We start from the raw sequence: 20,761 nt of genomic DNA, 5'->3' as shown, positions 1-20,761 counted from the left end.
CTTCAGGGCCCATGAGCCGCCAGCGGCATGCCGATGTCCGACACGAGTTTGACGAGGTCGGCCTGGCGTCTCGTGCCGGTTTTGGCAAAGATTCGGTTGAGGTGGGTCTTCAAGGTGTTTTCGCCAATGCCGAGCGCCAACGCGCTCTTGGACGCTGACAATCCGCTGCCGATCCGCAGCAGCACCCGCGCCTCCGAGGGCGTAAGATCGAACAGCGTGGTCAGAACGGCCTCCGGGAGGGGAGAAGCCGATGTCGTCGTCGATATGAACACAGCCGCGCATGCCGGCCGGAAAACCGCGCGCGCCGTTCCTTCAGTCAACGGCAACACATAGGCAACGGCGGGCGGCTGGCCTTGGGCCGAAACCGGCAGCCCTATGCCGCGCGCGCCAAGCGAGGCATCCGCGCTCGCCGTGCTGGCGATCGCGTCGAGCAGGGCGCGGGCCACGACCCGATTCTGTGCCTGGAGCAGGCCGTTCCTGGAGAGAATGGGCCCCTGCACCGAAAACATCTGTTCGGCGGCCGCATTCGCATGGAGGATTGCTCCATTGGCGTGGGTAAGCACGACAGGCACAGCCAAATGATCGAGCGCCTGACGATAAAGATCGATGGTGATGCGGCCCTGGTCGAGCAGATCGCCGATCAGCGAAGCACGGCGCAGATGCGGCGAGAGCAATGCCAGGAAATGCTGCTCTTCGATCGAGATGCCTCCCCTGCTGGCTCGCGTGGTGCAGCCCAGAAGCCCGATTCGGTCCGGCGTATGAACGAATTTGGTGATGCAAGCCTCGCGCAGTCCCTGCGGTTTGGCCCAGTTCTGAAAAAACGGCGTCAGTTGGAGTTCGCTTTCGCTCATGAGCGACAGCGTCGCAACGGGCCGGTCGACATCGCCGACGACCGCTGCCTTCAGCCCGGGAATTCCATCAAAGTCATAGTCTTCCTCGAGGGCCCGCATCCGTACGGGATCCCAGGGCGACTGAGCCGCGAAACGGCCACTATTATGGGCGGTGCCGGCAAGCGCGATGGTGGTATAGGCCGCGTCGACAGCTTTCGTGACGCGGGTCATGACTCCGGCCCAGCCTTCCGGGTTCAAAACGCAATCGTAGATATCGCCGATAATCGAACTCAGGACTTCGCTGCTCAGCCTTTCCATCACACCTCCAGGCACGCCCCGATCTCGCCTCGGAGGAATTTGTGACATCATACTTTTGGATGACGCAAGTCGCGGCCGCTCTCGACTATGGGTTGAACTTGGTCGCTTGAACGCCGGGCCGCCACTGTTGCCGGTTATTGTCGCAATGGAAAGCATCGCGTTCGATATTTTTTTAAGCCGTGGACAGTTGTCGAGGTTCCCCATTGTCGCGAAAGACGGTGCTTTCATCGGCTCGGTTGCCACCGCATCTTGATGAACGAGAACGATTTTCCCCGTGGCAAGACATCCCTGTCGCGGAAATACGGTCGGCCGAATACGACAGTCCGGAAAACCTGCACTTCGAAGCCATCGAAGCCACGGCCGTCGGTTCAGCGGTTCTCTGCCAGATGTCCGGACCCGTCAAGCATGCCACACGCAAAGCGAGCAACATCGCCAATGACGACAAGGACGGCTATCTGCTGATGATCAACAAGGCCGACACCATGCTGCCAGGGGTACATGCCGGCCGCGAATATGCCGTCGGCCGGGGAGAGGCCGTGCTTGTCACCGCATCGGAAGCTCTGAAAATGAACGGTGCCGACAGCAATGTCTGGACGAATGTGGTGGTCCCACGCGCGATCCTCCTGCGCGCCTTCCCGCAGATCGATGACAGGCTGGGGCTGAAGATCGGCGCCGACAGCGAAGCCCTCGAGCTTCTCAAACGCTATTGCCTGCTTCTTGAAAGCGGCAGCCCGCTTGCCTCCGCGGATCTGATCACGCACGCGACGGACACGATCGTGGATCTGATCGGCCTGGCGACCGGCGCAAAAGGTCGGGCTGCCGAACTGGCCGGGCTTCGGGGCCTGCGCGCTGCCAGGCTGGAGGCCGTCCTCGCAAGGATCGCCGAGGATTTTATCGACCCCGGCATCTCCGCCCAAAGTGTCGCTCTACAACTCGGCCTGTCGGTGCGCTACGTCCACGACCTCCTTCAGGAGACGGGAATGAGCTTCTCCGAACGCGTTCTCGAATTGCGTCTGCAGAGCGCCCACAGGATGCTCTCGCACAAACACAGCGACATGCGGGTCAGTGACATCGCCCTGACAAGCGGATTCAGCGACGTATCGTACTTCAACCGCTGCTTTCGTCGCCGTTTCGGCTATACGCCGACAAGCGCCAGATAAGTTTTGCAGCCTTCGCCAGCAGTCCGGTACCGCCCGTGCGAGGCCGTTCCGCAGCGGCTTGCGCCACCGATGACGCCGAACTGCCACAATGCGCGCAAAACACGCTGCTTTTCACTCCAGTCCAATTCCGGTGCGGCCCTGCCCAAGACAAGGCCGGGCTCCAATGACATGTCAGCCTCAGGGTGAAACGACTGTCATGTCAGGGGATCGAATGCCGCGGAATGCATTTGGAGGCCGTAAGGAGCAGCCTCTCGACCAAGCGGTCCGTCGCCTTCACCGGTTTTGCCGATCAGCTCTCGGCCGACTATGATGCCGGCACCGCGCAGATGTTCGGCGAACTCGCCTACAAGGCCGAGACCAGCGGGGGCTTCAAGTTCGAACCCTTCGCTAACCTCGCTTATGTCAGCCTGCACACTGACGGCTTCAGCGAAACCGGCGGTGCGGCGGCCTTGACCAGCGCCGGCGCGAGCAGCAACGCCACCTTCACTACGCTCGGCTTGCGCGGCTCGACCGATTTTGCGCTTGGCGGCGTCAATGCCACCGCGCGCGGCATGCTCGGCTGGCGCCACGCTTTCGGCGACGTCACGCCGACCTCAAGTTTCGCCTTCGCCGGCGGCGACGCCTTCACCATCGCCGGCGTGCCGATCGCCAGGGACGCGGCGGTTATCGAAGCCGGCATCGACATGAAAGTGTCGCCCAATGCCACGCTCGGCCTGTCCTATTCCGGGCAGTTCGGTGGTGGCGCCTTCGACAAGGGCGCCAAGGCAAACCTCAGCGTCAAGTTCTGACGACAACAGGCCGCCGGCTCGCGCCAAATTGACGTCGCGGGCGGTCCTGGCGTCTGTCCCCTACTCCGGCGACGGCACCGGCGGTTTCGAGGTCAGCGCGGTGCCGGCGGCGGCCACGATCACGGCGGCGATGCCGGCCAGTTGCGGCGTGGTCAGGCTTTCCCGCAGGAACAGGAAACCGGCCAGCGCGCCGAGCCCCGGCTCGAGGCAGGTCAGCGTGCCATAGATGCGCGCCGGCATGCGGGTCAGCGCCACCATTTCCAGGAAGAACGGCAGCGCGCTGGAGAACAGGCCGACGAGCAACGCGCTGACCAGGATCGACGGCGCGAGCAGGCCGCTTCCCGCCTCGGCAATGCCAAAGGGCAGCACCAGCACAGCGGCGATCGCCATGCCATAGGCGGTGGTGCGGGTGCCGAGTTCCGCGCCCGCCTTCTGCGCCAGAACGATGTAGAGCGCCCAGAACCCGCCGGCCGCCAGCGCCAGCATCACGCCGATCGGGTCGAGCGGCTTTAGCGAGTGGATGAAGGGCGACAACAGCACGATGCCGGCGACCGCAAGCGCGATCCAGGCGAAGTCGCTGGCCCGCCGAGAGGTCAGGGTCGCCACAAGCAGCGGACCGGAAAACTCCAGCGCTACCGCGACGCCAAGCGGGATCCTGGCAAGTGCCGCGTAGAACAGAAGGTTGAGCGCGCACAGCGTCACCCCATAGGCGACGAGCCACGGCATGGTGGCGCGCGAGGGCCGTACCTGCCAGGGCCGCAGCACCGCGATCAGCATCAGCGCGCCGATGACCAGCCTGAGCGTCGTCGTGCCTTGCGCGCCGATCACCGGAAACAGCGTCTTGGCGAAGGTGGCGCCGATCTGGATCGACACCATGGCCCCCATCAGCGCCGCGACCGGCAAGGGTGCGGCTTCGCGGCTGGCAACCGGCATTGATGTCACTTGTGCTTCATCCCTCCATGCCCCGAGGCGAAAACCTGCCCGGCAGCAATGCAATAGGATGAACCGGCCTGGCTGTCGTGAGACAGCGCGGATGCCTCGATGGGGGCACGGCCAGAGACGGCCGATGCCGTAGGGCGATTCCGCCACCGACAGGGCATCCGGCACCGGCGCGACACCGATGGCCGCCGGCCCACGGACGCGTCGCTGGCGGCGGCCTGGTTGAGTTCGACGACGGTCCCTGCCCTGAGCAGATGCGCCGTAGTCGGTCAGCGTGGTGGGCGAAAGCGCCGTGCGCCGCGCCAGTTCGGCACGACTGCGGACCGTCGTCGCGCAGCACGCGCAGGATCGCCGCTCCAGACTGGATTTGGCAGAACGCCGAACCCGCCCTAACCAGTTGGTTTCCTGGAATTGCCCTAGGCCGCGGCGGCGGAGCGCTTGAACACGATCGTGACCCGGGTGCCTTCGTCGGCGCTGGAAGTCACGTCGAACTCGGCCTTGGCGTTCTCTGTCAGCGATTGTGCGATGAGCGCGCCGAGCTTGCCTTGCTTGGGCCAGCTCTCGCCTTCCGGCAACCCGATCCCATCATCGGCGACGACGACGCGGCAGCCATCCCCGTTCACGACGCTGTGCAGCGTGATCGTCCCGCTGTCACGCCCGCGAAATGCATGCTTGAGCGCGTTGGTCAGCAATTCGTTGACCACCAGGCCGGTGGGCATGGCAACGTTGATCGAAACCGGGTAGGTGTCCACCTTCATGTCGAGGCGAATGCCCTCGACAGCATGCGAACTCATCACGGCTGACGCGATCTGGCTCAGATAGACGCCGAGATCGACCTCCTCCTTGTGCTCCTCGCCCGATAGCGTTTGATAGAGGATGGCCAAGGCGTCGACGCGGCCGGCCAGTCTTTCGAAGCGTTTCCGGTCCGGCTCGGTCGCATTGCGCGTTTCGAGGCGGATCAGGGCGGTGATCATCTGCAGATTGTTCTTCACCCGGTGCTGCAACTCCCGCAGCAGCGTGTCTTTCTCGCGGACGCGCTCCTCGATCGAGCGCGCATCTTCAGTCTCGCCATGCGCCGAGACGTCGACCAGTGCCACCAGCCGGAAGCAGGCCTTGCCATTGTCATCCTCGATGACGTTGGAATAGACGTCGACGATTGCAGGCTTGTCCTCGGCCCGCTCGAGCCGAAACGTGCCGACGAAATCGGTCCCGTCGACCACCGCATGGGACAGCGCGCTGTCCTTCTGCTGGTGCAGGCCAATGCCGGAAAGTGCCGCCCAATGCTTCTGGCGAGGCTCGCCGCCTTCAGGCCCGACAGTTTCTCGAACTCCGGATTGGCATAGACGACACGTTCCTGCCCGCCGAGGTCCGAAACGGCGATGGCAATCGGCACCTGGTCGAGGAACTTCTTGAACTGTTCGCTTTCCAGCGCGCTGGCAAGGTCGGGCGTTTCCAGCAACTGCTCGACCGTTTCCGCCTTATCTGAATTCGATGTCATCTCTTGCATCCAGGAATTTTCTGGACGCCACCAATATCAGCGAAGCGATGCGCGAGCTATCGCCAAAAGTGCCACTTTCACCGGCATCAGGACTAGGCCCGCGCCGGCCTGGTCCCGCGCAACGGCAGCGCCATGGTGAAATCCAGGCCGTCGCCAAGATAATTCAGCTTGATGATGGCATCGCATTGCAAGCGTTCCCCAGCCTGGAACCCTGCAGGAACCCGAACCGGTCCACTCTGGCCGGCCACCTTCGCCAGCCGCGGACCGGTCTTGCCGTCGACAATTTCGGGCCTGGCGCTGTCGACCGCGCCGTCCCAGCCGCCGTAGAGCGCCTTGTTGAGGGCGATGTAGTCGGTCGCCAGAAGGACGCGGCTCTGCAACAGCGAATCCTCGGCCGAGTAGAGCGAGCGCTGGGCCGCCTCGGCCACCGAGCCACGTTCAAAACCTCTCATGCAAGAACCCTTACTGCTGGTTGGCCGTCACCGGCATTTCGCCCTTATCCTGCCCGGGATCTGGTTTGGCCACCCTGCCCTTGAAGATGCGCCGCACCGTGACGAACAGCAGCGGCACCAGGAACACACCGATCACGGTCGCGGCGATCATGCCGCCCATCACGCCGATGCCCACGGAGTTCTGCGCGCCCGAGCCGGCGCCGCTGGCGATCGCAAGCGGCGTGACGCCGAGGATGAAGGCCAGCGACGTCATCAGGATCGGCCGCAACCGCTGTCGCGCCGCCTCGAGCGTTGCCTCCACCAGCCCCATGCCGGCCGCCTGCCGTTCGATGGCGAACTCGACGATCAGGATGGCGTTCTTGGCGGCGAGGCCGATCGTGGTCAGCAGGCCGACCTTGAAATAGACGTCGTTGGTCTGGCCGAACAGGCTTGCCGCCAGCAGCGCGCCGAAGATGCCGATCGGTACCGACAGCATCACCGCGAACGGGATCGACCAGCTCTCATAGAGCGCGGCCAGGCACAGGAACACGACCAAGGCCGAGATCGCATAGAGCGACATCGCCTGGTTGCCCGAAAGCCGCTCCTGATGCGACAGCCCGGTCCATTCATGCGAATAGCCGGCCGGCAGTTGCGCGACGAGTTTGTCGATCTCGTCCATCGCCGCACCCGAGCTCACGCCCGCTGCCGCCGCGCCCTGAATCTCGACCGCGGCCGAACCATTATAGCGTTCGAGCCGGGGCGAACCGAATGTCCAGTGGCTGGAGGCAAAGGCCGAGAACGGCACCATGGCGCCGCTTGAATTGCGGACCTGCCATTTGTCGAGATCCTCCGGCTGCATGCGGAAATTCGCGTCCGATTGCATGTAGACCGGCTTCACCCGTCCCCGATCGATGAAGTCGTTGACGTAATCGCTGCCCCAGGCGCTGGACAACGTGTTGTTGATGTCGGCAAGGCTGACGCCCAGCGCGCTCGCCTTCTCCTGGTCGATGTCGACCGAGAATTGCGGCTGGTCCTCCTGGCCGTTGGGACGCGTGTTTGCGAGCACCTTGCTCTGCCCAGCCAAGGCCAGAAGCTGGTTGCGCGTCTGGATCAGCGCGTCATGGCCGGCGCCGTTGACGTCCTGCAGGTAGAAATCGAAGCCGTTGGTGTTGCCGAAACCCTGGATGGCCGGGGGCGCCAGCGCGAAGACCTGCGCATCCGTGATCTTGGAGAACGCGCCCATGGCGCGGCCGGCGATCGCCTGCGCGGCCATTGCGGACGACTTGCGCTGGGCGAAATCCTTCAGCCGCACGAAGCCGATGCCGACATTCTGCCCGGCTCCGCCGAAGCCGAAGCCCGACGCGGTGAAGACCCCGTCGACGGCGTCCTTTTCGTCGTTGAGATAGTGGTCGGTGACTTGCTTCAGCACGCGCTCCGTGCGGTCCTGTGTGGCGCCGACCGGCAATTGCACGCTGGTGATCAGGATGCCCTGGTCTTCTTCCGGCAGGAACGAGCTCGGCAACCGCGCAAACATCCAGCCCATGGCGACGACAATGGCGAGGAAGATGGCAAGAAATCGCCACGATCGGTTGATGATGCCATGCGAGCCGTCGCGATAGGCCGTCGTGCCGCGATCGAACATCCTGTTGAACCAGCCGAACGGACCGGTCTGCGTGGCATGGTCCTTCGGCCGCCGCAGGATCGTGGCGCACAATGCCGGCGTCAGCACCAGCGCCACCAGCACGGACAGCACCATGGCCGAGACGATGGTCACCGAGAACTGCCGGTAGATGATGCCCGTCGAGCCGCCGAAGAAGGCCATCGGCACGAACACCGCCGACAGCACGGTGGCGATGCCGACCAGCGCGCCGGTGATCTCGTTCATCGATTTTCGCGTCGCTTCTTTCGGCGACAGATCTTCCTCCTGCATGACGCGTTCGACATTCTCGACCACGACGATGGCGTCGTCGACGAGCAGGCCGATGGCCAGCACCATGGCGAACATGGTCAGCGTGTTGACCGAATAGCCGAACAGCGACAGCACGCCGAACGTGCCCAGCAGCACCACCGGCACCGCGATGGTCGGGATGATCGTCGCCCGCAAGTTCTGCAGGAAGATGAACATCACCAGGAACACCAGCACGATCGCCTCGGCTAGCGTCTTGACCACCTCCTCGATCGACAGCCGCACGAAGGGCGAGGTGTCGTAGGGATAGACGACCTCGACGCCTTGCGGGAAGGTCGAGCTCAGCCGGTTTATCGTCGAGCGCACCGCTTCGGCGGTGCTGATCGCGTTGGCACCGGTCGCCAGGTTGACGGCGACGCCCGCCGCCGGCTTGCCGTTGTAGTTGGCTTGCGTCGTATAGCTTTCGGCGCCGAGTTCGACGGTGGCGACGTCGTTCAGCCGGACCAGCGAGCCGTCCGTCTGGCTCTTCAGGATGATGTTGCGGAACTGTTCGGCGGTTTGCAGCCGGCTCTTGGCGGTTACCGTGGCGTTGAGCTGCTGGCCCTTGCGCGCCGGCAGGCCACCGAGCTGGCCAGCCGAAACCTGCGTGTTCTGCGCCTCGATGGCACTCGCCACGTCGCTTGGCATCAGCGCGTATTTGGCCAGCTTGTCGGGGTCGAGCCAGATCCGCATCGCATAGCCCGAGCCGAAGAGCTGCGTCGAGCCCACGCCTTCGACGCGCTTCAGCGTGTCGTTGACGGTGGCGTCGACATAGTCGGCGAGGTCGGTCGAGTTCATCTTGCCGTCGCTGGAGACGAAGCCGATGACCATCAGGAAGCCGGTCGAGGATTTGGAGACGGTGATGCCGTTGCTCTGCACCACCTGCGGCAGTTGCGACTGCACCAGCTGCAGCTTGTTCTGCGTCTGCACCTGGGCGGTGTCGGGGTCGGCCGAACTGGTGAAGGTCAGCGTGATCGAGGCCGAACCGGTCGAGGTCGAGGTCGCCGTCATGTAGTCGAGATTGTCGATGCCGGTCATGCCTTGCTCGATGACCTTGGTCACCGAGTTCTCGACCGTCTGGGCGTCCGCGCCCGGATAGGTGGCGCTGATATTGACCGTGGTCGGCGCGATCTGCGGATATTGCGAGATCGGCAGCGTGGTGAGTGCGAGCAGACCGCCCAGCATGATCACGATGGCGATCACCCAGGCGAAGATCGGCCGGTTGATGAAAAATGCTGACATCGTCTCAGTTCCCGGTCGACGCGGCGGGTTGCCGGCCGGTGCTGGCCATCTTGGATGGGGCCGGCAAGGCGGAGGTCTGGCCGCGATCCTTGATCTCACCGGTCGCCTCGTCGATCGTCACTTCGACGCCGGTCGCATCGCCGCCGGGGCGCACGAGCTGCAGGCCCTCGACGACGACACGGTCACCATCGCCCACGCCGCTGTCGACCAGCCAGCTGTTGCCGACGGTGTTGCGCACGGCAAGCACGCGCGTCTCGACCTTCCCCTGCGCATTGATGACCATGGCCGTCGCCTCACCCTTCGTGTTGCGGGTGACGGCGCGCTGCGGCACGAGAAAACTGTTCTGGGCAACGCCCTCCTCGACCAGCGCCCGCACATACATGCCCGGCAGAAGCAGGCGGTCGGGGTTGGGGAACTCGGCCCTGAGCGCGAACGTGCCGGTGGTCTGGTCGACATTGGCGCCGGCGAATTCCAGCTTGCCGGTCTGCGCGTAGATGGTGCCGTTCTCGAGCTTCAGCTTGACGCTGACATTGGGGCCGCTGAACTTCAGCCGCCCTTCCGAGATCGCCTGGCGCAGGTTGAGCAAATTGGTGCTCGACTGCGTGACGTCGACATTGATCGGGTCGAGCGAACGGATCGTGGTCAGCACCGTCTCCTGGTTGGCGGTCACCAGCGCGCCCGGTGTCAGCGTGGACTTGTCGATGCGGCCTGCGATCGGCGCGGTGATCGAGGTGCGGTCGAGGCTGATGCGCGCGGTTTCGGCGCTCGCCTTGGCGGAAGCCACATCCGCCTGCGCCTGCGCAAGCGTGGCGGCGGCGTCATCATAATCCTGTTTGGAAACAACGTTCTGCTTCAACAGGCCGGCGTATCTGTCGAACTTGGCCTGCGCGGTAGGCACCGCCGCCGCCGCCTTCTGCTGCGCCGCGACCGCGCTGTCATAAGCCGCCTTGTAGCTCGCCGGGTCGATGAGGTAGAGCGGCTGTCCCGCCGCCACCTCGCTGCCTTCCTTGAACAGCCGTTGCTGGACGATGCCGTTCACTTGTGGACGCACCTCGGCGATCAGCGAGGCCGCCGTGCGCCCCGACAGTTCGGCTGTGATCGCCACCGATTGCGGATGCAGCGTGACGACGCCGACTTCCGGTTTGCCGACGCCGCCCATGCCTGCGGGAGCCTTGCCGCCCTCCTGTGAGCAGGCCGCCAGGAGAAGGGCTGCGGCAAGCGCCGTCCAGGACGCGAGCCGGCGAACCGGCGGGGAGGACTGGCTAGACTGCATGGACATGGCTGAATGATCTTTCGCTGGGGGTGCGGTGACCGCATGGGCATTGGCCAATACAAAGCGAGGGCGAACGCCGGCGGTCGCAGGTGAGGCTTGAGACGGACGATGTCGTGACGAGGGGTCGCGCCCACTTGCGGGCGGCGTCGAGCAGTGCTTCGAAGCGGCTCATGTCGCGCTCCTTCTTCGTGGCTGGAGCGCACCCGAGGATCGGATGGCTGGCCGCGATGCCCTCCGCGCCATTATGCCGATCAGCACCGACATGCCAAGCGCCTTGCCAGGTCTCACGCGATCTTGCGGTCATGATTTCCGTGGCCATCGGCGTGCCGCGAGATCGGCAGCGACAGGCGCCAGGCGGCGAATTCCAGCCGGATCGCGCCTTGCAGCGTGTCGACCGGCAAGGCCGGCGGCGTTGCGGCATGATCGATGCGCCGGCCGAACGAATATTTCGGGCTGGCCGATGCGATCAGCCGCAGCAGCATCAGGGCTTCCCACATTGTCGTGCCTTGTTGCATGGGGTGAATCCGGGAAGGCGCGATCCGCCATCCCGGAGAAGGAAACCCGGCCGGCCCGGGAACGGGTTGGGTACCGGGGCCGGCCGGCGCAGCCGGTCGTTGTCAGCCGTTCCCGGGCTGGGGCGGCGGCATCGGGCCATCATTGGGCGGGCCTGCCGGACCGACTGCGTCATTCGGCGGGCCGCCCCATGGACCGGGGGGTGGTCCATATGGGCGTTCCGCCGAAACGAGGATTTCGAGCTGTTCAGGCGTGAGCTTGGCGCGCAGCTCGGCGATCGCGTCCTTCAGCTTGGCGGCCGAAGCCGCACGCGCCGTGACGTCGTCTGCCAGCCTTTCCTGGAAGGCGAACGGATCGGGCTTGCCGGCCGGCCCTGCATCGGGGCCTTTCGCCTGCGGCCCGCCATCCGGCCCTCCAGGCCCGCCAGTGCCACCCGGACCACGGTCCGGCCGCGGTGGCGAAAGCACCGCCTGCAGCGCGCTGGTGTAGTCGCGCCAGGCGTCGAGCTGTTCGCTGCGGATGCCGACGCGTGTTTCGAGCGCGGCGAGCCGGGCGGCCAGCATGAATTCCGGCGGCGGCCCCACGCGGCGGGGGCCGAAGCCTTGCGGGCCGAAACTGTGCGGGCCAAAACCTTGCGGACCCCATCCTTGCGAAGGATGCGGCATCGAGCCATGGTCCGTTCCATCCTGCATTGCCATGGCAGGCGGCGGCCCGCCTGGCGCCGCGCCCGGGTCGGGCTGCGCCGCCAGCGCGGGGTGGATGGCGGCGGCGGAAAACAGGCCGAGCGCAAGAAGTCTGCTTCGCATGACGGTATTCCTTTCATCCCTGCTTTGGACGTCAGGAGGATAGGAAGCGTGTTTGTCTGCTTCGCGTCGGCATGTTGCCGAAGGTTTCCGCAAAAGGGCAATTTGTTTCCGAATGTTTCCATCCCCCGGCCAGAAACATTGGGTTGCAATTTTCCATGCCGCTTGCGCGCGCGCTCCCTATAATCAGGACAAGCCCGGGATCATGGGCAAGGGCACGATAATGCAGTCACAACCCCATATCCTCGTCGTCGACGACGACCGCGAAATCCGCACACTGCTCGGACGCTATCTCGATGGCCAGGGTTTTCGCGTCTCGGTGGCGGCCGACAGGCGCGAATGCGAGCAGAAGCTGGCCACTGGCCAGTTCGACCTGGCCGTGCTCGACGTCATGCTGCCGGATGGTTCGGGGCTCGACATCTGCCGGGCCTTGCGCGACCGCAAGCCGCATATTCCCGTCATCCTGCTGACGGCGCTGAAGGAGGATGTCGACCGCATCATCGGGCTGGAACTCGGCGCCGACGACTATCTCGGCAAGCCGTTCAACCCGCGCGAGCTCACCGCCCGCATCCGCGCCGTGCTCAGGCGCTCGACGCCGGAAGAAGCGGCGCCCGCGCCTCCGCCCCGCGCCTACCGCTTCGCCAGCTACAGGCTGGAGCCGGACACCCGCAAGGTGACGGATGCGCAGGGCGCGGCCGTCGATCTCACCGGCGCCGAATTCGACCTGTTGCAGGTGTTCCTCGACCGCCCCGGCCGGCTGCTGTCGCGCGACCAGCTGCTTGATCTCACGCAAGGCCGCGAGCGCGACCCGCTCGAACGCTCGGTCGACGTGCTGATGAGCCGGCTGCGCCGCAAATTCACCGACACCGGCGACGGGCCGCTGTTCAAGACGGTGCGCAATGGCGGCTACCAGCTGACCGCGCGCGTCGAGACGGTGGAGGCGCAGGCGTGAACTCGCTGCGCCGCCGCCTCATCCTGTTGCTGGTCGCCTCGATCGTCGGCGTCGTCGGCCTGGCGACGGCGGCGGTCCTCAGCGTGCGCGGCGGCGGGCCGCCGCCGGAACTCGTCGTGCCATGGGTTGCCCAGCAGATGGAACTCGTCGTGCGGCTGCTGCCGGGGCCCATACCCGATGTGCTGCGGGTGCAATTCAGCGACGGGCCGGCGGATGGCAAGGTGGACCGGCAGGAGACGGCGATGCTCAATGATCTGCTGCGCCGCCGCGGTTTCGACGTGCTGGCCATCGTCAGCGACAAACCGGGTGAACCCAGCCAACGTGCCTCGATGCGCCTGCCCGACAGCCGGTGGGCGATCCTCGAAATTGCGCATATCGACCCGCCCAGGCGAGAATGGCTGGTTCTGGCCGGCTGGATCTCGCTGATCGTTGCCGGCGCCACCGCCGTCTCTGTCTATTTCACCTCGGTGCTGATCCGGCCGCTCGAAATGCTGGAGGCCACCGTCTCCAAGATCGGCAGGGACGGCGTGCTGGCGCCGGTGCCGGAGGTGGGCTCGGCCGAGGTCAAGGCCACGGCGCACGCACTGAACCAGCTCTCGTCCAGGCTGAAGACCGCAATGGAAAGCCGCATGCGGCTGGTGGCCGCCGCCGGCCACGACCTGCGCACGCCGATGACGCGCATGCGGCTGCGCGCCGAATTTCTCGACGAGGAGCGCGACAAGTGGCTGCACGATCTCGATGAGCTCGACCGCATCGCCGACAGCGCCATCCGCCTGGTGCGCGAGGAGGTGAACCAGGATGCCGTCGAACCGCTCGACCTGGAAAAGATGGTGCGCGACATATCCGCCGAGATGGTCACGCTCGGCCATTCCGTCTCGATCGGGCATCTGGACAGGGTTGCGGTCCGCGCCGGCGCGCTCGGCCTGCGCCGCGCCCTGCGCAATCTGGTCGTCAACGCCGCCACCCACGGCAAGGCCTGCACGATCGCGCTCGACCTCGCCGACAGGCGCGCCGTGCTCTCCATATCGGACGTCGGCCCGGGCATTCCGCCCGACCTCATCAACAAGGCCTTCGAGCCCTTCTTCCGCGTCGACCCCGGCCGCCAGCAATCCATTCCAGGCGCCGGCCTCGGCCTCGCCATAGCCAAGGAGATCATCGAGCGCTACGGCGGCACCGTGACGCTGGAGAACCGCCAGGGCGGCGGGCTGGCGCAGACGGTGGTGTTCGCGGCGGTGTGATTGGGTCAGGCCCGTCCACATCGCGAAAGGCAGCCCAATGCTGGGACTGCCAAGCAACGAGGTCTGCGAAGCGCGCTACGACGTGGCGCGCAGATTCCTGCGGATGGGACGCCTGCCCGTTGCACGGGCTTTCTCGGCCACCACGGCAGCGATCTCCACCACCTCGCCCTCGCGCGATTTGCCGTTGGTGGCCTTGTGGAGCCGCTCGTAGGGCAGCAATTCCTTGATCCGGGCATTGAGCGACGCGATTTCGGCCCGCAAATCCTCGCATTCCTGCCGCTGGACATCCCGTTGTATGTCCTCCGATGCCTGTTGCAGCGCAAGTTGCGAAAGATTGGCGTTCGCTTTCGAAAGGCTCAGCTTGTCGGCTTCGTTCTCGTCGGTGAGCGCGGACAATCTTTCATCGGCGATTTTCTTTTCGGCCACTGCGTCGTCCAGATCGGTCTTGAGCCTGGCGATTTCGGCGGCGGCCGCACTGTTCTCGGTCGAGGCCCGCTCCAGCCGCGTTTCCAAGTCTTGTATCTCGGACCGCAATCCGCGCATTTCGGTCTGGCCGCGCGCCCGTTCCGCTTCCCAGTCGCCTTGCATCAGACTGGCCGTTTCGGTCTTTTCCGCCAGCTTGGCCTGTGTGGCCTCCAGCGCCTTCTGCAGCCGGATCTCCTCTTTCTCGCTCTTGCCGAGCGCCGCCATCAGTTCGGCAAGGCGCGCCGCTTCGCTGGCGTGGACTGCCGAAAGCTCGTCCAGCCTGTGGCGCGCCTGGCTCTCCCGCTTCAGCACCTTGTCGAGTTCGACCGACAGGCTGACATGTTTTTCCCGCAGCATCTTGCTCTCGCGCAAGCGCCTGTTGGCCTCGACCGTCCTTGCCGTCAGCCGGTTGGCGATGTCGCCGAATTCCGCGTCGCGTTTGGCGCTGGCATTGCCCATCTCGGCGAGCTCGAGCCTTGCCGCCGCGAGCGCTGTGCGAAGCGCGTCCCGGTCCTGGACCAGGTCTGTCTCGCGCTGCTGCAGCACTTCGCACGTGCTGTCACGCTCGCGCAGCTTCGCCGCCGTGTCGTGCAGCTTTTCCGACAGCGCTCTTTGCTCGGCGATCAGGCCGGCGTTTGCGAGCTCCAGCTCATTGGCACGAAGAATGTCGGTGTGGAGGATGTTGAGGAATTCGCGCGTCAGATGGTGCGAGGTCGAGATCTCCGACAATTTGCCGTTGATCTCATCCAGATAATCCCTGGCGTCGTGGAACATTCCTTCGAAGGCGTTCAACGCCGCGAGCCGGGTCTGGGCATGAGGCGTCAGTCGTGGCGTGGTTTCGGCGGTGTCGGTGTTGCCCGCATCGTCGGGATTGTCCGCGCCCTCCGCTTGCGCTGCATCGGCTTGGGGTGGCGAGACGGTTGACGCGTTATCGGGGACATCGTCGCCCTGTGGCGGTGCCTCGAATTCGCTGTCGAGGCTGGCATCCAGGGCGTCTGCCAGATCGTCCTGCAATTCCTGGAGTGCGTCGTCTACGTCTTCAGCACGCTTGATCAGGCTCTTGAAGTTCATACGGAACTCCCTCTTACGCAATCAAAACCAGATATTTAACAAACTGCTAATATGTATCCTTACATCCGCTTATTCCGCAGGGGAAGCCCCCCTAGGGAAATGTAAATTTCGGACATTTGGGGATTTGCACCGCCGCGACAGCAAGTGCCCAGCCTCGGGTTGGCGCAGACCGTAGTGTTCGGCGCGATGTCAACGCTTCTCGTGCATATTCGGTGTGCAGCCTGATATGCTGCCAGCAAACGGCTTGCAGGTCGAACGGGAGGGGATGGAGATGTCGATCAAGGTGATCGGAACCGGCTTTGGCCGAACGGGCACGGATTCGATGCGCGAGGCGCTGGCCATTCTCGGCTACGGCCCCTGTCATCACATGCATGAAGTGATCGGCAACGAGGAGCAGAAACGGATGTGGCGTGCGCTGGCCCAAGGTGCCGCGCCGGATTGGAACCAGCTGCTGTCGGGCTATGTCTCCTGCCTGGACTGGCCTTCGGCGTACTACTGGCGCGAACTGATCGAATTCTATCCGAATGCCAGGGTGATCCTGACCTACCGCTCGGCCGAAAGCTGGTGGGAGAGTTTTGAAAAAACGATCGCGGCGGGACTTGAGCAAAGCGTGGATCAAGAATCGCTGGGCCTTGCCCTGATCGCCAGGCAGGTGTTCGGCGGCCGGCCCGGCGATCGAGCGCATGCCATTGCCTGCTACGAGGCCAATGTCCGTGCGGTGTACGCCGAAGTGCCACCGGAGCGGCTGCTGGTCCACGCTCTTGGCGATGGCTGGGAACCGCTGTGCACTCATCTGGGCGTTGCGATACCGGATCAGGATTATCCCAATCGCAACAGCGCCGCGGGCTTCAGGTCGAGATTTTCGCTGAACTGATCTGGACGAAAACCGGCGGTGCCGGCCCGGCAATCCGGGTTCCTCGCCCCCTGTGGAGCGGGGCGAGGAAAAGGCGCACCGTTTTTTACCCCGCCATGGCTAGCGGCACGGCGCTCTTGTTGGGGATCTGGATGTCGATTTCCAGCGTCGACATGGTCTCGCCCCGATCCATCGACACCTGGAGATAGTCCTGGTCGATCTGCACATGCTTGGCGATCACAGCCATGATTTCCTCGCGCAGAATGGAGACGAGGTCGGGCTGGCCACGGCTGCGGCGCTCATAGGCGAGCAGCACCTGCAGCCGCTCGCGCGCCACCGGCGCGCTGGTGCGCCGCTTGAAGAGGTCGAGGATGCTCATGCGGCCCTCCTTCCGAGCAGACGGTCGAGGAAACCCTTGCGTTCGAAGGGCACCACCACCGGCAAGTCTTCGCCTTCAAGCCGCCGTGCCGCTTCGAGATAGGCCTTGGCGGCGTTGTTGAGCGGTTCCGACAGCGTCACCGGCGAACCGAGGTTGGAGGCGCGCAGCACATCCTGGCTTTCCGGGATGATGCCGAGCAGCGGCACCGACAGGATTTCCAGCACGTCGTCGATCGAGAGCATTTCTCCCCGCGCGGCGCGCGCCGCGTCATAGCGCGTGACCAGCACATGCTTGGCGATCTGCTCGCCCTGTTCGGCGCGCATGGTGCGGGCGTCGAGCAGGCCGATGATGCGGTCGGAATCGCGCACCGACGACACTTCCGGATTGGTGACGATGACGGCCTCGTCGGCAAAGCGCATGGCGAGCTGCGCGCCGCGCTCGATGCCGGCCGGGCTGTCGCAGAAGACATAGTCAAAGACCGAACGCAGCTTGTCGATCACTTCGCCGACGCCGTCCTCGGTCAGCGCGTCCTTGTCCCGCGTCTGAGAGGCCGGCAGCAGGAACAGCGTGTCGACGCGCTTGTCGCGGATCAGTGCCTGCGACAGCTTGGCCTGACCCTGGATGACATTGACGAGGTCGAACACGACGCGCCGCTCGGCGCCCATGATCAGGTCGAGATTGCGCAGGCCGACATCGAAATCGACCAGCGCCACCTTCTTGCCGGTCTTGGCGACCGCGGCACCCAGCGCGGCCGTCGAGGTGGTCTTGCCGACGCCCCCCTTGCCCGATGTGACGACCACTACCTTGCCCATGGAAAAAGCCTCCGTTGCCTGTTGTCGTTTGTTGTGCCGTGCGCCGCACGGCTGTTGTCAGAGCCTGCCATCATGCCATCCCAAACCGGTCCGAGGCTTGCGCGCGGCGATGGTGCCTCGGCGCTTGTCCGGGCCGGAACCGTGAAGCCGGGCGTCAGCATCGCGCCGCCCTAGTTCAGCGGCACGACGGCGAGCATGTCGCCTTCGAGGAAGGCCTGCACGGCCTTGCCGCGCGAGACGCCTTCCATCTCTTCGGCGGTGGTGTACCAGCCGTCGACCGAAATCAGCTCCGCCTCGTTCTTGCGGCAGAAGATGCGTGCCGAGCGGTTGCCCTGCGAGCCGGCGATGGCGCGGCCGCGTAAGGTGCCATAGACATGGATAGAGCCCGCCGCGATGATTTCGGAGCCGGACGCGACCGAGCCCAAAACGATGACATCGCCATGCGGATGGAAGATCGACTGACCCGAGCGGATCGGCGACTTGACCATAAGCGTGCCGGCCTGGACAGTTTCGATCGCGCCGGCTTCGGCGGCCTTGGCCGCCTTGCCCTTGCCGGCCTCGGCCCTGGCTTCGCCTGCCTTGACTTCGCCGGCCTTTACTTCGCCGGCCTTGCCGGCATCCTTGCCGCGATCCGAAAACACCGTTTCCAGCTGGCCGGCTTCATCAGCCGCCTCCGCCTTGCCCTTGCGGCCGGGCTGCGACAGCAGGCCATCCGTGGTGGCCTCCTTGGCGCCGCCAAGCAACGGCGGCAGGTCAAGCCCGATCGAGGCGCCTTCAAGCTCGATCGCATAGACCCGGATACCTCGCGCACCGAGCGAAGCAACCAGCAGCCCGATGTCGGCGACGTCGGGCTTCAGCACGTTCAGATCGAGCACCACCGGCCGTCCCGCAAAATACCCCGGCGAATTGCCGATCCAGTGATCCAGCCCCTCCAGCCAGGCGGAAATCGGCGCCTCCGGCGTGAGCGTAAAGGCCACGAAAGAACGGGCGCGAAAACGAATGGATTTTGTTTCGACGGGGGCGGCAAAGGTCACGGCCAGCGAATCCTTACTGAGAGGTAAACGCTAGGGGGTTAATGGTTAACGAATGGTTAACGTGGAGAGGGCAACTCGGCAGCTGGTGCGAGAAATTGGGAGGTCGGCTAAGCGCCTGCGAAGACCGACGGCAGGTGCGGCTCCTCCGAAGCAAGGGCATCAGCGGCGGCGCGAAGCTGATCGAATGGCTGCTACCAGGTGGGCATCTTCGAAGGGCTTGCTGATCAACGCCACGTCGTGAGGGCGGTCCGAGATCTTCTCGGCATCGGCGTAGCCCGTGACGATGAGTGCCGGCCAATCCGCGCGCAGGCTTCGGGCGAAGCGGATGACGTCGATGCCCGAAATCAGCGGCATGGCGAAGTCGGTTACGATGACGTCGAAACGGTCCGGTTCCTTTTCGATGGCGGCCAGTGCCTGGGCGCCGCCGGAAAACGCCGTCACGTCGAAACCCGATTGCCGCAGCGACATCGCCGTCAACTCCCGCAGGGATTGACTGTCGTCGACGAGCAGAACAGTCGGCAACTGATCCTCGGCCGCCGTCGGGAGGTCCGTGCCGGCATTGTCGGCGGCACTGGCTTCGAAAACGAGCTCATCCTTGGCGGTAACGTCTTGCGCCTCGCGTGAACGGGGCAGCCAGAGCTCCATGGTGGTGCCGTGGCCAAGCTCGCTGTCAATCCTGAGCGTGCCACCCGACTGCTTGGCGAAACCATAGACAGTGCTGAGGCCCAGACCCGTGCCCTTCCCGATCGGCTTTGTCGTGAAGAACGGCTCGATCACCTTGCTGATGACATCCGCGGCGATACCTGTCCCGGTGTCCTCGACCGCAAGCCTGACATAGTCGCCCGCGGCAAGCCCCTGGCCGGAATGGCCGACGCTGCGATTGTGGGCCCTGACGCAGATTGTCCCGCCGGAAGGCATCGCGTCGCGGGCATTGAAGACCAGGTTCATCAAAGCAAGCTCAAGCTGCGCCGGGTCCGCATGCACCGGCCATATGTCGTCACCGACATGCCAGTCGAAGCGCACCAGGCCGCCCAGGATCGGTGCCACAAGGCCGGTCATCGTGTCTCCGAGGCTCGACATCCGCACGGCAACCGGTTTCAGATCCTGGCGCCTTGAAAAGGCGAGCATGCGCTGGATGAGGTCCTTGCCTTGGGAAGCGGAGCGGCGCGTCATGTCGAGAACCTGGGCCGCCTTGCCGTCGAGGCTCACTTGCCTTTCGAGCAGGCTCAGCCCGGAGAGGATCGCCGCAAGCAGATTGTTGAAATCGTGGGCAAGTCCGCCGGTCAGCTTGCCGATCGCATCGAGCCGCTGCGATTGCAGCAATTGACTTTCCAGATGGCGCTGCTCGGTGATGTCCTGCATGGTGCCCAGCAGTTCGAGCCCGGCGCCATTCCTGGCGACCACTCCCTGGTCGAGGAATACCCGATATTCCTCATTGGCGCATCGCCAGCGGAACTCACACCCATAAGAGCCGGTCTCGTGGGCGGCCGAAAGCGATCTTGTCACCGCGTCCCGATCAGCCGGATGGACCCGGCTGATGCCGAAATCTGGATCCGCCATGAACCGGTCCGGAGAAAATCCCGTCAACCGCTCGACCCCCTTGGAAACATAGCTTGCGGCGAATGGCGCCTCGGCCGCGCGGGCGTGAAAACAGATCGGCAGCGAAGCGAGGATCGTCTCCTGCCGGGCCTCGGAATGCCGCAGCGCCCGCTCGGCGTCGAGCTTGTCGGAGGTCGCCTTCAGCGCTCGCTCAAGCAGCAGTTGCTCCCTGGCCGCATTCCGTTCGATTTCCCTCGTCTTTTCATAGAGATCGACGAAGACCATGACCTTGGACCGCAGCATCGACGGGTCGAATGGCTTGAACAGATAATCCACCGCGCCGGCGTCATAGCCGCGCAACATATGTGCTTCTTCCTTGTTGATGGCGGTCAGGAAGATGATCGGCGTGGCGTTCGAACGTTCGCGCCTCCGGATCAGCGAAGCGGTTTCGTAGCCGTCGAGACCGGGCATCAGCACATCCAGCAGAATGACGGCGAAGTCGTCCTTGAGCAGAAAGCGCAGCGCCTCGTCGCCCGACTGGGCGCAAATCACCTGCCCGACCCCGTCAAGTGCCTCCTCAATGGCAAGGAGATTTCGCGCGTCGTCGTCGACAGCGAGAACGCGAACCGGCCCCAGCTTTTCGAACGGTTCGCTGCTTTCTGCTTCCATCGCCGCCAT

At 64.6% G+C, this 20,761-nt stretch carries 16 protein-coding genes and 2 pseudogenes; 5 read left to right on the top strand and 13 right to left on the bottom strand.

Features of this window, described 5'->3' with window-relative positions:
* Nucleotides 1-2 precede the first annotated feature (2 nt).
* Nucleotides 3-1,376 (bottom strand): PAS domain-containing protein, encoded by a 1,374-nt coding sequence (locus FJ943_RS23260; RefSeq protein WP_224596809.1) that lies wholly within the window; start codon nucleotides 1,374-1,376, stop codon nucleotides 3-5.
* Here FJ943_RS23260 and FJ943_RS23255 point away from each other — a divergent pair.
* Both FJ943_RS23255 and FJ943_RS23250 read left to right on the top strand, forming a co-directional pair.
* Entirely contained in the window at nucleotides 1,352-2,308 is a 957-nt protein-coding gene (locus tag FJ943_RS23255) for an AraC family transcriptional regulator (RefSeq protein ID WP_140725226.1), read from the top strand. The genes FJ943_RS23260 and FJ943_RS23255 overlap by 25 nt on opposite strands.
* 221 nt (nucleotides 2,309-2,529) lie before the next feature.
* On the top strand, nucleotides 2,530-3,096 hold the full coding sequence (locus tag FJ943_RS23250) for an autotransporter domain-containing protein (RefSeq protein ID WP_348642098.1): 567 nt from the start codon (nucleotides 2,530-2,532) through the stop codon (nucleotides 3,094-3,096).
* Nucleotides 3,097-3,156: 60 nt separating this feature from the next.
* Here the strand turns inward: FJ943_RS23250 and FJ943_RS23245 are convergent, their stop codons facing one another.
* The 7 genes and pseudogenes from FJ943_RS23245 to FJ943_RS23210 form a co-directional block, all read right to left on the bottom strand.
* The gene (locus FJ943_RS23245; protein ID WP_140725540.1) at nucleotides 3,157-4,038 is read right to left on the bottom strand and encodes a DMT family transporter; all 882 of its coding nucleotides are present in this window, start codon (nucleotides 4,036-4,038) and stop codon (nucleotides 3,157-3,159) included.
* A 413-nt stretch (nucleotides 4,039-4,451) separates the two neighbouring features.
* Nucleotides 4,452-5,533 (bottom strand): annotated as a pseudogene (locus FJ943_RS23235) (histidine kinase dimerization/phosphoacceptor domain -containing protein).
* 251 nt (nucleotides 5,534-5,784) lie between these two features.
* Nucleotides 5,785-5,949: pseudogene (locus tag FJ943_RS23230) on the bottom strand (RND transporter); the annotation flags it as partial.
* A 46-nt stretch (nucleotides 5,950-5,995) separates the two neighbouring features.
* Entirely contained in the window at nucleotides 5,996-9,151 is a 3,156-nt protein-coding gene (locus tag FJ943_RS23225; RefSeq protein WP_140725223.1) for an efflux RND transporter permease subunit, read from the bottom strand.
* A 4-nt stretch (nucleotides 9,152-9,155) separates the two neighbouring features.
* Complete coding sequence (locus FJ943_RS23220) at nucleotides 9,156-10,430, bottom strand: efflux RND transporter periplasmic adaptor subunit (protein WP_140725220.1); 1,275 nt, start codon at nucleotides 10,428-10,430, stop codon at nucleotides 9,156-9,158.
* A 278-nt stretch (nucleotides 10,431-10,708) separates the two neighbouring features.
* Complete coding sequence (locus FJ943_RS23215; protein WP_224527071.1) at nucleotides 10,709-10,939, bottom strand: hypothetical protein; 231 nt, start codon at nucleotides 10,937-10,939, stop codon at nucleotides 10,709-10,711.
* Between the two features lie 102 nt (nucleotides 10,940-11,041).
* The gene (locus tag FJ943_RS23210; protein ID WP_140725217.1) at nucleotides 11,042-11,743 is read right to left on the bottom strand and encodes a hypothetical protein; all 702 of its coding nucleotides are present in this window, start codon (nucleotides 11,741-11,743) and stop codon (nucleotides 11,042-11,044) included.
* A 220-nt stretch (nucleotides 11,744-11,963) separates the two neighbouring features.
* Here FJ943_RS23210 and FJ943_RS23205 point away from each other — a divergent pair, with 220 nt between their 5' ends.
* Both FJ943_RS23205 and FJ943_RS23200 read left to right on the top strand, forming a co-directional pair.
* Entirely contained in the window at nucleotides 11,964-12,692 is a 729-nt protein-coding gene (locus FJ943_RS23205) for a response regulator transcription factor (protein ID WP_140725214.1), read from the top strand.
* Nucleotides 12,689-13,930, top strand: coding sequence for an ATP-binding protein (locus FJ943_RS23200; protein ID WP_140725211.1), 1,242 nt, complete (start codon nucleotides 12,689-12,691; stop codon nucleotides 13,928-13,930). Before FJ943_RS23205 ends, FJ943_RS23200 begins: the two co-directional genes overlap by 4 nt.
* 75 nt (nucleotides 13,931-14,005) lie before the next feature.
* On the opposite strand, the gene FJ943_RS23195 is transcribed toward FJ943_RS23200, so the two are convergent.
* Nucleotides 14,006-15,466, bottom strand: a complete 1,461-nt coding sequence (locus tag FJ943_RS23195; protein ID WP_140725208.1) for a hypothetical protein — start codon at nucleotides 15,464-15,466, stop codon at nucleotides 14,006-14,008.
* A 226-nt stretch (nucleotides 15,467-15,692) separates the two neighbouring features.
* On the opposite strand from FJ943_RS23195, the gene FJ943_RS23190 reads away from it, so the two are divergent.
* Nucleotides 15,693-16,340 carry a sulfotransferase family protein gene (locus FJ943_RS23190; RefSeq protein WP_246687316.1) on the top strand — a complete coding sequence of 216 codons (648 nt, stop codon included), beginning with the start codon at nucleotides 15,693-15,695 and terminating at the stop codon, nucleotides 16,338-16,340.
* An 85-nt stretch (nucleotides 16,341-16,425) separates the two neighbouring features.
* Here FJ943_RS23190 and minE read toward each other — a convergent pair whose 3' ends face one another.
* The 4 genes from minE to FJ943_RS23170 form a co-directional block, all read right to left on the bottom strand.
* On the bottom strand, nucleotides 16,426-16,698 hold the full coding sequence (gene minE, locus FJ943_RS23185) for a cell division topological specificity factor MinE (protein WP_023774842.1): 273 nt from the start codon (nucleotides 16,696-16,698) through the stop codon (nucleotides 16,426-16,428).
* Nucleotides 16,695-17,510 carry a septum site-determining protein MinD gene (gene minD, locus FJ943_RS23180; RefSeq protein ID WP_015316922.1) on the bottom strand — a complete coding sequence of 272 codons (816 nt, stop codon included), beginning with the start codon at nucleotides 17,508-17,510 and terminating at the stop codon, nucleotides 16,695-16,697. The genes minE and minD overlap by 4 nt, the downstream gene beginning before the upstream one ends.
* Nucleotides 17,511-17,680: 170 nt before the next feature.
* A complete protein-coding gene (gene minC, locus FJ943_RS23175) occupies nucleotides 17,681-18,544 on the bottom strand; it encodes a septum site-determining protein MinC (protein WP_140725205.1) in 864 nt (287 codons plus the stop codon).
* A gap of 159 nt (nucleotides 18,545-18,703) precedes the next feature.
* Nucleotides 18,704-20,761, bottom strand: a complete 2,058-nt coding sequence (locus FJ943_RS23170; protein ID WP_140725202.1) for a response regulator — start codon at nucleotides 20,759-20,761, stop codon at nucleotides 18,704-18,706.

The sequence above is a fragment of the Mesorhizobium sp. B2-3-10 genome (assembly GCF_006442275.1).
GTDB classification, from domain to species: Bacteria; Pseudomonadota; Alphaproteobacteria; order Rhizobiales; family Rhizobiaceae; genus Mesorhizobium; species Mesorhizobium australicum.
This window is presented reverse-complemented; position numbering and strand designations above follow the sequence as displayed.